17 protein-coding genes are annotated in these 13,406 nt (G+C 63.8%); 11 read left to right on the top strand and 6 right to left on the bottom strand.

Annotated features, from left to right (window positions below; genetic code table 11):
* The first annotated feature begins 150 nt into the window (after positions 1–150).
* From bfr to hemP, 10 genes are all read left to right on the top strand, one after another.
* The gene (gene bfr, locus RO07_RS04685; RefSeq protein WP_039408486.1) at positions 151–630 is read left to right on the top strand and encodes a bacterioferritin; all 480 of its coding nucleotides are present in this window, start codon (positions 151–153) and stop codon (positions 628–630) included.
* Between the two features lie 123 nt (positions 631–753).
* Positions 754–1,623, top strand: a complete 870-nt coding sequence (murI, locus tag RO07_RS04680; RefSeq protein WP_039408483.1) for a glutamate racemase — start codon at positions 754–756, stop codon at positions 1,621–1,623.
* Positions 1,624–1,779: 156 nt separating this feature from the next.
* Complete coding sequence (locus tag RO07_RS04675; protein WP_039408480.1) at positions 1,780–2,037, top strand: (2Fe-2S)-binding protein; 258 nt, start codon at positions 1,780–1,782, stop codon at positions 2,035–2,037.
* Between the two features lie 379 nt (positions 2,038–2,416).
* Positions 2,417–3,121, top strand: a complete 705-nt coding sequence (locus RO07_RS04670) for an energy transducer TonB (RefSeq protein WP_072636955.1) — start codon at positions 2,417–2,419, stop codon at positions 3,119–3,121.
* A 39-nt stretch (positions 3,122–3,160) separates the two neighbouring features.
* A complete protein-coding gene (locus RO07_RS04665; RefSeq protein ID WP_039408475.1) occupies positions 3,161–3,898 on the top strand; it encodes a MotA/TolQ/ExbB proton channel family protein in 738 nt (245 codons plus the stop codon).
* 27 nt (positions 3,899–3,925) lie between these two features.
* Positions 3,926–4,351, top strand: a complete 426-nt coding sequence (locus RO07_RS04660; protein ID WP_039408473.1) for an ExbD/TolR family protein — start codon at positions 3,926–3,928, stop codon at positions 4,349–4,351.
* Positions 4,352–4,604: 253 nt separating this feature from the next.
* Positions 4,605–5,501, top strand: coding sequence for a pirin family protein (locus RO07_RS04655; protein ID WP_039408472.1), 897 nt, complete (start codon positions 4,605–4,607; stop codon positions 5,499–5,501).
* A 136-nt stretch (positions 5,502–5,637) separates the two neighbouring features.
* Entirely contained in the window at positions 5,638–6,048 is a 411-nt protein-coding gene (locus tag RO07_RS04650) for an OsmC family protein (protein ID WP_039408471.1), read from the top strand.
* 74 nt (positions 6,049–6,122) lie between these two features.
* Positions 6,123–6,593, top strand: a complete 471-nt coding sequence (locus RO07_RS04645) for an SRPBCC family protein (RefSeq protein WP_039414304.1) — start codon at positions 6,123–6,125, stop codon at positions 6,591–6,593.
* Positions 6,594–6,739: 146 nt separating this feature from the next.
* Positions 6,740–6,997 (top strand): hemin uptake protein HemP, encoded by a 258-nt coding sequence (hemP, locus tag RO07_RS04640; protein WP_039408466.1) that lies wholly within the window; start codon positions 6,740–6,742, stop codon positions 6,995–6,997.
* A 408-nt stretch (positions 6,998–7,405) separates the two neighbouring features.
* On the opposite strand, the gene RO07_RS04635 is transcribed toward hemP, so the two are convergent.
* The 3 genes from RO07_RS04635 to RO07_RS04625 form a co-directional block, all read right to left on the bottom strand.
* On the bottom strand, positions 7,406–7,822 hold the full coding sequence (locus tag RO07_RS04635) for a GlcG/HbpS family heme-binding protein (RefSeq protein WP_039408459.1): 417 nt from the start codon (positions 7,820–7,822) through the stop codon (positions 7,406–7,408).
* 117 nt (positions 7,823–7,939) lie between these two features.
* On the bottom strand, positions 7,940–8,728 hold the full coding sequence (locus RO07_RS04630; protein WP_039408457.1) for a YdcF family protein: 789 nt from the start codon (positions 8,726–8,728) through the stop codon (positions 7,940–7,942).
* 199 nt (positions 8,729–8,927) lie between these two features.
* On the bottom strand, positions 8,928–9,416 hold the full coding sequence (locus tag RO07_RS04625; protein ID WP_039408456.1) for a Dps family protein: 489 nt from the start codon (positions 9,414–9,416) through the stop codon (positions 8,928–8,930).
* A 268-nt stretch (positions 9,417–9,684) separates the two neighbouring features.
* Here RO07_RS04625 and RO07_RS04620 point away from each other — a divergent pair, with 268 nt between their 5' ends.
* The gene (locus tag RO07_RS04620; RefSeq protein ID WP_237171375.1) at positions 9,685–10,326 is read left to right on the top strand and encodes a thiamine phosphate synthase; all 642 of its coding nucleotides are present in this window, start codon (positions 9,685–9,687) and stop codon (positions 10,324–10,326) included.
* A 79-nt stretch (positions 10,327–10,405) separates the two neighbouring features.
* Here the strand turns inward: RO07_RS04620 and RO07_RS04615 are convergent, their stop codons facing one another.
* The 3 genes from RO07_RS04615 to RO07_RS04610 all read right to left on the bottom strand — a co-directional run bounded on the left by RO07_RS04615 (position 10,406) and on the right by RO07_RS04610 (position 13,288).
* On the bottom strand, positions 10,406–11,854 hold the full coding sequence (locus RO07_RS04615) for a catalase (RefSeq protein ID WP_039408455.1): 1,449 nt from the start codon (positions 11,852–11,854) through the stop codon (positions 10,406–10,408).
* A gap of 41 nt (positions 11,855–11,895) precedes the next feature.
* Entirely contained in the window at positions 11,896–12,030 is a 135-nt protein-coding gene (locus tag RO07_RS26730) for a hypothetical protein (protein WP_257786855.1), read from the bottom strand.
* Between the two features lie 313 nt (positions 12,031–12,343).
* Positions 12,344–13,288 (bottom strand): LysR substrate-binding domain-containing protein, encoded by a 945-nt coding sequence (locus tag RO07_RS04610; RefSeq protein WP_039408454.1) that lies wholly within the window; start codon positions 13,286–13,288, stop codon positions 12,344–12,346.
* Positions 13,289–13,406 lie beyond the last annotated feature (118 nt).

Raw genomic sequence — 13,406 nt, 5'->3', positions numbered from 1 at the left:
TTTTTTCGTCCACGCAACACGACAAGTGATCGCGAATAGGTCGCGTTACCATTCGCACCTCGGTTCACGAAAAGCCTTGCGGGGCTTGGCTTTCGGGGATTTTCCGGCTACATTGCAACGGCTTGCAAACTGCATACACAGGGATCCGAAATGAAAGGCGACAAGAAAGTCCTCGAACTCCTCAACGCGCAGCTCACCAACGAGCTCACGGCGATCAACCAGTACTTTCTGCACGCCCGCATGTACAACCACTGGGGCCTCAACAAGCTCGGCAAGCACGAGTACGACGAGTCCATCGGTGAGATGAAGCATGCCGACAAGCTGATCGAACGCATCTTCATGCTCGATGGCCTGCCGAACCTGCAGGATCTGCACAAGCTGCTCATCGGCGAGAACACCGAGGAGATCCTGCAATGCGACCTGAAGCTCGAATACCTGTCGCAGAAGACCTGCAAGGAAGGCGTGGCGCACTGCGAAAGCGTGAAGGACTTTGTCTCGCGCGAGATCTTCAACGAGATCCTGCACGACACCGAAGAACACATCGACTGGCTCGAGACGCAAATCGAACTGGTCGGCAAGGTCGGTCTCCAGAACTACCAGCAGTCGGGCATGGCGTCGTTCGAAGAATAAGCCCGTCACACCCCACAAGACACATAACAGGTGCATCCCCCCGGCCCTCGTCTCGACGAATCGGCCAACACGGTTTGCGCTAGAATTTCGGGGCCGGCATTTGCCGGCCCTTTTTTATTTACCATGCCCTCCAACGCGCCGATTGGCGTCTTCGATTCCGGCCTCGGCGGCCTGTCGGTCCTGCAGGCCGTACGCGCCCTGCTCCCCCACGAGTCGCTGCTCTACGTGGCCGATTCACACTTCGCCCCCTACGGCGAGCGCTCCGATACGTTTCTCGAGCAGCGCAGCGTCGCCATCGGCCGATGGTTGCGCGAGCATGGCGCCAAGGCACTTGTCGTCGCTTGCAACACGGCCACCGCCCACGGCGTGGCGGCATTGCGCGCCGACGCCCCCTGGCCAGTCGTCGGCGTCGAGCCCGGCATCAAGCCCGCGGCGGCGGCATCGCGCAGCGGCGTGATCGGCGTCCTCGCGACCGCGGCGACCCTGCGCAGCACCCGTTTCGCCGATCTGCTGGCGCGCCATACGGCGCAAGGTCAGCGCTTTCTCTGCCAGCCCGGCATCGGACTGGTCGATCGAATCGAAGCAGGCGACGTCGATTCGCCCGAAGTGATGGCGTTGCTCGATCGCTATGTGACGCCAATGGTGGCGCAAGGCGCCGACACCCTCGTGCTCGGCTGCACGCACTATCCCTTCCTGATCCCCGCCATCGAGCAGCGTTTCGGCGCGGCCCTCACGCTCGTCGACACCGGCGCGGCCATCGCCCGCCAACTCCAACGCCGGCTGCAGGCGGACGACCTGGAAGCCCCCGCCACGCCCGGCAACGCTCCCGCACGCGGCGACTTGCGCCTGTTCACGACGGCCAACGCCGAGGCACTGCAGACGATGGCGGATCGCCTGCTCCCCGACACGCCCCGCGTGCAAACGGTGGAGATCGCGTCGGAAAGCCCGCCAACGCTCGATCTGCCGTCAAACCTTCCCATCATTCCCGCTTGATCCCGCTGAATCTCGCTGAAATCCCGGTCGGGTTGTCGCGCAGGACGGCACAGGTATATCCCTGAGCGGACCATGGAATAGGTCGATGGCGCTTGCAAAACGCCCGAACTTAAATAATAATTATTCTCATTAGTGTTACATTTTGACGTTTTCACCATGATCGTCTGCGTCTGCAAATCCGTCTCCGAGCGCCAGATCAAGGCCTGTCTCGACGCCGGCGCCACCACGATGGAAGATCTCCAGATCGACCTCGGCGTGGCCCTGTGCTGCGGCAAGTGCGGCCCTTACGTTCAGGAAATGGTCTCGGGTGCCACGCCGTGCTGCGGCCGCTCGTGCGGTGGCTGCTGCCAGTCGGCCCAGACCGAAAACTCGACGACCGAAGTCGTCATGCGGGAGCTCGCGCTGGCCGCTTGAGCCCTCCCGGAGTCAGCCGGGACTGCCCCGGGGCCGCTCCTCGTTGTGCATCGTTCGATTTCTGTCGTCGTGTCTCACGTCGCGACGGCAACCGAGCCAGCCAGGCGTCTTGCGACGCCGTGCGCCAGCCAGCGACTCGCCCCCCTGGAGGTGCCAGATGGAATTCACGATTGCCTTTGTCTCGACGTTATGTTTATCGTTTTTCCTGTTTCGAAGGTGAGTGGCAGTTCGGTCTTTGACTCACCCCCATGTTCGCCGACCGCGCCCCTTGGCGCGGTTTTCCTTTGATCGCACGTCCGGCCCATCCGAACCTCGAGATTCCGCTCACCGCGCTTCACTCACCGTTCATCGCCGCAATTAGCGTACCCTAGCCGTTATCATGTCGACTGTGCTCCCAACCGCCCTCGCGAACCTATCGAGCCGCGATCCGTTAATGTCGCCGCGCGCGATTGCGGTGGCGGCGGCGATCGTGGTCGTTCACCTCGCCGCCCTGATCGGCTTGTCGCATCTGCGCAACGACCCCGAACAGGCGACGATTGTTCCGACAGTCCTCTCCGCCACGATCATCCCGCCGCAGCCAAAGGCCGCGCCTCCGCAGCCCGCGCCTCCCAAACCCGCGCCCGAGCCGCCGAAGCCAAAGGTCGCGCCGCCGCCGCCGAAACCACGCGTTCAGCCCGACAATGCGATTACGCAGAAGGCCGAACCGGTCGCGCCGCCGCAGCAGACGGCCGAGCCCGTGAAGGACACGGCACCGCCTGCGCCGCCGGCACCGCCCGCGCCCACTCCCGCCGCCGCGCCGCCGGGACGCGTGGAAGGGCTCAAGGTCGAGTGCCCCGATCCGCCGCTCGTCTATCCGGCCCAGTCGCGCCGGCTCGGCGAGGAAGGCGTGGCAACGGTGCGGGTCGTCATCGGCCCGAACGGCCGGGTGACGAGCGCCGAGATCACCAAGTCGAGCGGTTTCCCCCGACTCGACAAAGCGGCCATCGAATCCGCCTACAAGATGCGCTGTGCGCCCCCGATGAAGGACGGCCGCGCCGTGGAAACCACCGCGGCCAAGCCCTTCGGGTTTAATCTGAACAACTAACGCAACGATTCACGAACTGGATCTCCAGAGGAACGCAAAATGCAAGAGTATGGTTTGAGCCACGTCTGGGCGCAGGGCGATTTCGTCACCCGCGCCATCGCGATCGTGTTGCTGGTGATGTCGGTGCTGTCGTGGACGGTCATCCTCATCAAGGGCACGCAAGTCTTCCGCCTGAGCCGTCTCACGCGCACCGCCGAGCCCGACTTCTGGCACTCGGAGAATTTCTCCGCCGGTCTGCAGAAGTTGAGCGAGTCGGGTCAGAACAATCCGTTCCTCGCACTGGCGCTCGCCGGTCAGGAAGCCGCCGAACACCACCGCCAGAGCCAGCCGCATCTGCATGACAAGATGGACGTGAGCGACTGGATCACGCGCGCCCTGAAGAACTCCGTGGACGACACCGTCTCGCGCCTGCAAAGCGGCCTGGCCATGCTCGCGTCGATCGGCTCGACCTCGCCGTTCGTCGGTCTGTTCGGTACGGTCTGGGGCATCTACCACGCCCTGCTGGCCATCGGCGCCTCGGGCCAGACGACCATCGACAAGGTGGCCGGCCCCGTGGGCGAGGCGCTCATCATGACCGCCTTCGGCCTGTTCGTGGCCATCCCCGCCGTGCTCGGCTACAACGCCCTGACGCGCGCCAACAAGGGCGTCGTCTCGAAGCTCAACCGCTTCGCACACAGCCTGCATGCCTACTTCCTGACCGGCGCCAGCCTGCATTCGAAGCAGTTCGCGAGCAACGTCACGCCGGTGCGCAAGGCCTCGCCGGCCAGCGCCAGCTAAGCCGCCGAACGAAAGAAGGAGTTCGCTATGGCCATGGGTTCCTACTCCAGCGACGAAAGCGGCGATGACGGCATGATGAGCGAGATCAACATGACGCCGCTCGTCGACGTCATGCTGGTTCTGCTGATCATCTTCATCGTGACGCTGCCGGTGCTCAATCACTCGGTCAAGCTCGATCTGCCGCAAGCGAGCAGCCAGCCGGAAGACACCAAGCCGACCAAGGTCGACGTGTCGATCCAGGCTGACGGCACCGTCTTCTGGGACAAGCAGCCGGTCGACGAGGCCGCGCTCAAGGCGCGTCTCGCGCAAGCCGCCGAGGCACAGCCGCAACCGGAACTGCACCTGTTCGCCGACAAGAACGTGCGTTACGAGAGCGTGGCCAAGGTGCTTGCCGACGCTCAGACCGCCGGTGTCACCAAGCTCGGTTTCCTGACCGAGCCCGAGACCCGGTAAGCGTTGTTCCGGCAGGGCCGGATTCGCTGCGGCAACGAAAATGAAAGCGCGGTGCAAGCCACCGCGCTTTTTTTCGTCCATACGCCCCGCAAACTGTCCATCGTGCCGTCGTTTGGTCGATATTGTTCCAATCGGGTAACAATCCTTCCCCGCTTACAGGCTACTCCTCACGCCATGCGCCCCGATATAGTGGGCACGTGACACAGGACACGCGGCGCCCTCTCGGCGCCGGTCCCCACAGGAGAGTTTCCCCATGAGCACAACCTACGCCCGCCCGGTCGCCCGCGTCTTCACCGCGGCACAAACGCAGGAAGGCGCCGGCTTCCACGTGAATCGTCCGTTCCCGACGCGCATGCTGATGGATTTCGATCCATTCCTGTTGCTCGACGAAATGGGTCCGATGCAGGTCGCGCCGGGCGACGCCAAGGGCGCCCCCGATCACCCGCACCGCGGTTTCGAGACCGTGACGTACCTGCTCGCCGGCGAAATGGAGCATCGCGACTCGCAGGGCCACGCCGGCAAACTCACGCCGGGCGACGTGCAATGGATGACGGCCGGTGCAGGCGTGATCCACTCCGAGATGCCGTCGAAGGCGTTCCAGGCGCGTGGTGGCGAAATGCACGGCTTCCAGTTGTGGGTGAACCTGCCCAGTGCCGACAAGATGATGACGCCGCGCTATCAGGAACTGCCCGCCGCAGGCATCCCGGTGGCAGCCACCGAGGACGGCAAGGTCAGCGTGCGCGTGATCGCCGGCGAGGCGCTGGGCACGCATGCGGCGATCGAGACGCGCACGCCGATCCTCTATCAGCACTTCACGCTCCAGCCGCAGGCGCTGCTCGATCACGCGGTGCCATCCGACTTCAATGTGTTTGCCTACGTGATTGACGGCGAAGGGCATTTCGGCCCGGAAGCGACGCCGGCGAAAGCGCATCAGATGGTCGTCTTCGGCAGCGACGGCGAAGGCGTGACGGTGCGCAACGACGGCGACGAGCCGATGTCGTTTCTGTTGATCGGAGGCAAGCCCCTCGGTGAGCCGGTCGCGCGTTACGGCCCGTTCGTCATGAACACGGAAAGCGAGATCCGTCAGGCGATTCTCGACTTCCAGGCCGGCCGCATGGGACGGATTCCCGCCACAGGTTCGAACGCCTGACGCGCGACGGGATTCACCTCCTCGTCCTGCGTACCGAGCAGATGAAATTGGGTCACAATGGCACCTAACGTGCGTTGTGGCCCGAAATTTTTTCAATGTCGGGCTCATTTCGTCATCGCCCCACAAAGGAGTCGTCATGACCGCAGAAGCCAATGTCACCGCCCATCTGGGCGCCGCCGGTTACACCACGCATCTCACGGATGGCAAACACGAATGGGTTGCCGACGAACCGGCCACGCTGGGGGGCGCGGATATCGGTCCCGCGCCGGCCGCGTTGCTGCTGTCGAGCCTCGGTGCATGCACGTCGATCACGCTGCAGATGTATGCGCGCCGCAAGGAATGGCCTCTCAAGGACGTGAAGGTCACGCTCGCGATGAACCCCGAAGGCAAACCGCCGGCAGGCACGACGCAGATCACGCGCCAGATCGAACTCGCGGGCGATCTGTCCGAAGAGCAGCGGCAGCGCCTCTTGGAAATCGCCAATGCATGCCCAATTCACAAGGTGCTGTCGGGCACCATCGCCATCGACAGCACATTGGTGGCGTGATATTCGATGGACGGCCCGACGTGCGACATGACGCGGGCAATCATCGACAGGAACAGAAAACCGAGGAAAACGTCTTGCAGTACGAACACCTGATCGAGGTCAACGACCTCCTGAATCCGCTGGCTTTTGCGCTGTCGCGCGAACAACTATGGCGCGGGCTCGTGCTGCGCGCCGAGCAGCCGGAGACTTTCGTGCTGGGGCTCGATAAGTGCATCGTGCACGAGCGCTCGGACGACACGCTCACCCGCGAACTGCGCTTCGGGCAAACGATCGTGCACGACCGGGTCGTCTTCGACGCGCAGCAATCCGTGCGTTACGAGACGGCCGCGACGGAACAACATGCCGGTGGCACCCTCACCATGCGTATCGAAGAGCCGACGCCAACCCATTACTTCGTGCGATTCACCTACAGCACGACGTTGCCGGAAGACGTCGCCACCGCCGATACGCGCTACAGCGAGTTCGTGAAATCCGCCTATCGCGAGGCCGACATCGACACGGTCGCGCAGATTCGCGCCCTCGCCGAGCAAGGCGCGCTGGGCTGATACACCGGTCGTCGGACACAGGCTTCGCATGGGCCGGCGACCGGTTGTTTAGCAAGAGTCTATTTACCAAACAGCAACAATAGTCAAATTCAAATATAAATGGGAATGATTCTCATTTAATATTCATCTCACAGTCAGCCACACGGATGAGCGAGATGACCGCAAGCCACACCACTGCCCGCCAGACCACGCCCGCTACGGCACCGCGCCGCACCCTCTCGGTGTCGCGCACGCAAGCTGCGAGCCCGGCGCCGGTGGTAGCCAAGCCGGCCACTCACGCAGCCGGTCGTGTTCTGACCAGCGATCATCTGCTGCAAGGCACGCAATGCGTGAACATCCTGCACAACGGACAGACGTACCAGTTGCGCGCCACGCGTTACGGCAAGTTGATCCTGACGAAGTAAGACACTGAATTTTGACGGTGGCACGACCACGACCGTGCCGCCGGCTTCACCGAGTTTTGTGGGGACCACCTCGCCTAAGAGGTGTTTGGCAGTAGCCAGCGAACGCAACGCGATCCCATGTAGTTACGGCAAGCCCCTCTCTACCTGCGTTGCGCGCCAGCCAAGCCGCTTTTTTTGTCCAGCCACACGGATTTCATTGATGTTCTCCTCGTGGTCCAACCTGCCAAGCCTCAGGTTGCGACCGTCCGGCCTGACAAGCCCTTGACCCGTCCGCGAGGACGGGTTTTCTTTTTTTGCGTTTGCCTCGCCACCGCGCAGCCCACAAAAAAAGCATCGCCGGCTTTCGCTGACGATGCTGCTTCGACAACCGCACCGGGCCTGCTCGCCCGGACATCCCGTTCGTGGGAATCAGGCGCTGGTAGCGGCGACGACGGCGGCAATGCCCGCGCGGGCGATCTGCGCGTCCTGCGCGGACTTCACCCCCGACACGCCGACGGCGCCGATGACGTCGCCATCGACGACGATGGGCACGCCGCCCTCGAGCATCGCGGTGTTCGGCGCGCTCAGGAACGCGAAACGGCCGCCGTTGATCATTTCCTCGAACGCGCCGCTCTCGCGACGACCGAGCGCCGACGTCTGCGCCTTGCCCAGCGACATCATGGCCGTGCTCGGCGCGGCGCCGTCCATGCGATACAGCGACAGCGCGTGGCCGCCGTCGTCCACGATCGTGATGCATACGTTCCAGCCGTTCGCGGTGGCTTCGGCCACGGCGGCGGCGTTGATCTTCTGCACGTCTTCTGCAGTCAGGACAGCTTTCGTCTTCATACGTCTCTCTCGTTTCTTGAGGTTGGCAAATCGGCAAGCTCGCGGCGCTGCGAAGCTCGCCTCAACATACGCGCCTGGGATGTCGGGTTTGACGACATCGAGCAGGACGCGCGCGGATCAATGCCCTACGGCCAGCGCCATCCACTCGCGCATGGCCTGACGCGTGTCGCGCAGACCGTCAATGGTGGGCCACCAGCCAGGAATTGCGTCCGGGTCGAGCGCTGTGGCGTTACAGCACGGTGCGGGTACCACCGTGAGCCCGGCACGCTCGAACTGATCGCGAGCGCGGCGCATATGCAAGGCGCTCGTGACCAGGTAGACGCGCGTGACGCCGACGTTGGCCAGCATACGCGCACTGAAAACGGCGTTTTGCGCCGTGTTCAGCGATTGGCCCTCGATCCAGCGGACCGACGTGCCGAATTCTTCGGTCGCGACCTGCGCCATCATGCGCGCTTCGGCCACCTTGCCCGACGGACTGCCGCCGGAGGCCAGCACCGGCAATTCCGCGTGGCGTGCCAGAAACACACCGTAGCGCAAACGTTCCAGCGTCGCACGACCGAGGTCATATCCATTCTCACGCCCGAATTCGGGGCTGCCTAGGCCGAGGCCGCCGCCGAGAACGACGACGGCCTGCGGCGACTTCGCCGCCGCGCCAGCCGCGCCGTGCGCGGGCTCGATCGTACGAATGTCGACGGGCGTCCCCACTTCGAGCGGCCGCGACACTTGCCGCGCGAACCACGGAGACCCCTGCAACCATAGGCAGAGCGCCGCCAACACGGCCAGGGCCTTGCCGACGCGCGCCCAGCGTCGCCAGCACACGAACGCGAGCCCTGCGAGCACCAGCACATTGACCGGCGGCAGGAACAGGCTGACGAGGAGATTTCGGAGGAGCCAATCGATGGGCATCCGGCGAGTGTACTGGACTGCATCGCGGAGCGCACCCTTTCTCTATGGCATTTCCCGCCCGATAGGGCGAACGTGTTTCCTGACGGCGCGAACCGCGCCGTCAGGCGGCACAATCGAAAACGCCCGCGCAAAGCACAGGCGTTGACGCGTTGACGATTACGCGCCCGACACCCTGGCGCGCTGGCGATGCCGGTCAGGCTCAGGCAAGCAGGCTGCGCAGCATCCACGCGTTCTTTTCGTGCAGTTGCATGCGCTGCGTGAGCAGATCGGCGGTCGGTTCGTCCGAAGCGGCCTCGACCGTCGGGAAGATGCCCCGCGCGGTTCGCGTCACCGCCTCCTGTCCTTCCACGAGTTGACGAATCATCTCCTCGGCCGTCGGCACGCCTTCGGCCTCGGGAATCGACGACAGCTTCGCGAACGCCTTGTACGTGCCCGGCGCCGGATAGCCAAGCGCACGAATACGCTCGGCAATCTGATCGACGGCCAACGCCAGTTCGTTGTACTGCCCCTCGAACATCAGGTGCAGCGTGTTGAACATCGGGCCGGTCACGTTCCAATGGAAATTGTGGGTCTTCAGGTACAGCGTGTAGGTATCGGCAAGCAGATGACTCAAGCCGTCGACGATGCGCTTGCGATCCTTGTCGCTGATGCCGATATTCACGCTGGCCGCGTTGTTCTTCCTTGCCATGGTCACTCCATTTACTGTGTTGCTCGCTGCGCCATGCGGCAATGCCACACGCGCATCGAATTGAAAAAACCGCCTTCGATGGCGAGTTCGTGCGACGACTTGCGTCGCCACCGTGTCGGATGTCATCGAGCCGCGCGAGGTTCCGCGTCGGTCGATCTCGGTACTTTCCTCATGACGTTCGCCCCGGTGTTCCGGTTACACTGCGCGCATGCCCGCCGACTCTGCCCGCCGCCCGCCGATGCCCAGCCGATCTTCCGGCGCGTCGCGTGTGACCGACGTCACCAGCGATGCTCCCGCCGTGCCGCTTCCCCGCCAACTGCTCGTGACGCCCGACGTCGCCTCCCGCGCGCAGATCGCGACGTTCGCATCGCAACTCGCGCAAGCGCTCGCGCGCGGCATCCGGCTCGTACAGCTGCGCAATCGCTCGCTCGATGCGGACGGCTATCGCGCGCTGGCCGAAAGTGCACTGGCGCTCACGCACGCCGCCGGGGCCCAACTCCTGCTCAATCCCCCGCACGACGTGGCCGAACTCTGGCTCGAGGCGTCGAATGGCGGGCACGCAGGCGCGGTTCCGAAGGCGGATGGCTGGCATCTCACCAGCGCGCGCCTCATGGCGAGCCGCGAGCGCCCATCGGGCTGGAAGCTCGTGAGCGCCGCCTGCCACGATGCCGCGCAACTCGCTCATGCAGCACACCTGGGACTCGACTTCGTGACGCTGTCGCCGGTACTGGCCACCGCCACGCATCCGGACGCCACGCCGCTCGGCTGGCCCGCGTTCACCGCGTTGGCGGCGCGCTCGCCGTTGCCGGTGTTCGCGCTCGGCGGCATGCGCGCCGACATGCTGGGCAACGCGCGCAATGCGGGCGCCCATGGCATTGCCGCGATCCGCGCTTTCTGGCCGGCGGCCTGAACCACACGCGCTCGCATGCACACGTCGAATCGCCGCACGGGACGGCAGCACCGCGCCGTCTCGTGAGCCGCTCAACGCCTTACTTTGCCAACGCCTTGCGTGCCGCAATCACGCCCGCCGCATAAGCGGGATCGATCTTCGCGAAGTGATCGATCTGGCGCTGCGCCACATCTTCCGGCACGCCATTCATTGCCGCCGCGATGTTGTCGAACAGGCGCGCCTTCTGGCCATCGTCGAACAGATTGAACAACGCGCGCGGTTGCGAGTAGTAATCGTCGTCCTCGCGATGATCGAAACGATCCGCCACCGCCCCCAATCCCAGCGGGGGCTCACGGAATTCCGGCTGCTGCGCGAACGCACCATAACGATTCGGCTCATAGTTCGGCGCGCCGCCCAGGTTGCCGTCCACGCGCATGGCGCCGTCGCGATGGAAGCTGTTGTGGAACGGGCACTTCGGAGCATTCACGGGAATCGCGCTGTGATTCACACCGAGGCGATAGCGCTGCGTGTCGCCATACGAAAACAGGCGGCCTTGCAGCATGCGATCCGGCGAGAAACCGATGCCCGGCACCACATTGGCCGGATTGAACGCCGCCTGCTCGACCTCGGCGAAGTAGTTCTCCGGATTGCGGTTCAGCTCCAGCACGCCCACGTCGATCAGCGGGTAGTCCGCGTGTGGCCATACCTTCGTCAGGTCGAACGGGTTGATGCGGTACGTCGCCGCATCGGCCTCGGGCATGATCTGCACCTGCATGCGCCAGCGCGGGAAGTTGCCGGCTTCGATGGCCTCGAACAGATCGCGTTGCGCGCTCTCGCGATCTCTCGCCACGACTTGCGCCGCTTCGTCATTGGTCAGGTTTGCCACGCCCTGCATCGACTTGAAGTGGAACTTCACCCAGAAACGTTCGTTCGCCGCGTTGACGAAACTGAACGTGTGCGAACCGAAACCGTGCTGCTGACGATAGTTCGCCGGCAAGCCGCGATCGCTCATGAGGATCGTCACCTGGTGCAGCGACTCCGGATGCCGCGACCAGAAATCCCACACCGCCGTCGGGTTGCGCAGATTGGTCTTCGGATCGCGCTTCTGCGTGTGAATGAAGTCCGGGAACTTGAGCGGATCGCGTACGAAGAACACGGGCGTGTTATTGCCCACGAGATCCCAGTTGCCCTCGTCCGTGTAGAACTTGAGCGCGAAGCCGCGTACGTCGCGCTCGGCGTCGGCGGCGCCGCGCTCGCCCGCCACCGTCGAGAAACGCAGGAACACCGGCGTTTCCTTGCCGATCGTCTCGAACACCCGCGCGCGGGTGTACTTCGTGATGTCGTGCGTGACGGTCAGCTTGCCGTACGCCCCCGAACCCTTGGCGTGCACACGGCGCTCGGGAATCACTTCGCGGTCGAAGTGCGCGAGCTTTTCGAGGAACCACACGTCCTGCAGCAGCGCGGGGCCGCGCGGGCCGGCCGTCATCGTGTTCTGGTTGTCGGACACCGGTGCGCCGGCGGCGGTCGTGAGTTTGTTCGTATCGGACATGTGACGCTCTCCTGTTTCCTGATGGGTCGATATCGCCTGGCTTACGCGCTCATCAACGCGAAGTCGGCAAGGACTTGTTCCAGCGTGTTTTCAATGTCGTGCAAATAGGCCTTCCACTGGGTCATTTCGGCACCTTCGAATGCGTCGTTGCTGTGCGGATCCATAAGCCCGGCCATGGGTCGTTCGGAGCGTCTGTCGAGCCTCACGTCTACTGTGACGCGGCTCTCAAACGCATGTCGCAAGATTAAATATTTTTATTGAAATAGTCGAATTGATCGTTTTCATATATTTCATAGAGAAAAGCAATGTGACCGGCGGTTCAGCGTCGCCGCCGGGGGATAAACGGGAGGAAAAACAGGGAGAGGCAAGCGCCCGGCAGCGGACACTGCATTGGGTGGATCTGTCCGATCAGCGGTGATCGGGCAAAGCCGGGAGGGGAATTCGGCAGATGAGGCGCGGCGGGGGCAGAACGCCCCCGCTGGAGAACGGTCAGTTCGATGTGGCGGGCAGATCGAGCGGGATCACGCCCGGCAGATGGCATCGGGCGATGGCCTGGGCCACCGCTTCGATCGCCGGCAGACGCGTGAAACTCTTGCGCCAGGCCAGCACCACTCGGCGATCGGGCACCGGCGCCGAGAACGGCACGTAGCGCAACAGGCTGTCCGGCGCGTGCGTCTCGGGCACCGACGTCTTCGGCAACACGGTGATACCGACGCCGCTCGCCACCATGTGCCGGATGGTTTCGAGCGAGGAGCCTTCGAACGTCTTCTGGATGCCGTCGGCATTCTGCGAGAAGCGCATCAGTTCCGGGCACACGCCGAGCACATGATCGCGGAAGCAGTGACCGCTGCCGAGCAGCAGCATCGTTTCCTGCTTGAGATCTCCGGCGTCGATCTGCTCGCGCTCCGCCCACGGATGCGAGCGCGGCAGCGCCACGACGAACGGCTCGTCGTAGAGCGGGCGCACCATCAACCCGCTCTCGGGGAACGGCAGCGCCATGATGGCCGCGTCGATCTCGCCCTGCTTGAGCAACTCGATGAGCTTGAGCGTGTAATTCTCCTGCAGCATGAGCGGCATCTGCGGCGTGCTCTCGATCATCTCCTTCACGAGCGCCGGCAGCAGGTACGGCCCGATCGTGTAGATCACGCCGAGGCGCAGCGGGCCGGCGAGCGGATCGCGGCCCTGCTTGGCAATTTCCTTGATGGCGATGGTCTGTTCGAGCACGCGCTGCGCCTGCGCCACGATCTGCTCGCCGAGCGGCGTCACGCTGACTTCGGCGGCGCCACGCTCGAAAATCTGAACGTTCAGTTCGTCCTCGAGCTTCTTGATGGCCACCGACAGCGTGGGCTGGCTGACGAAACAGGCTTCCGCCGCGCGACCGAAATGGCGCTCCCGCGCCACCGCCACGATGTACTTGAGTTCCGTGAGGGTCATGTCGTCCTAACCTGTGTCATTAATCGAATCACCGCAGCCGATAGATTTTGTTTTTTATAGCACAATCGAGCGGCAATTGCCCATTTTCGGGCGACGCTCGTGGCATCTTCCCATTGTT

It is taken from the genome of Pandoraea pulmonicola (assembly GCF_000815105.2).
In the GTDB taxonomy this organism is placed as follows: Bacteria; Pseudomonadota; Gammaproteobacteria; order Burkholderiales; family Burkholderiaceae; genus Pandoraea; species Pandoraea pulmonicola.
The sequence above is the reverse complement of the archived record's forward strand: the minus strand, read 5'-3'. Positions and strand labels throughout refer to the sequence as shown.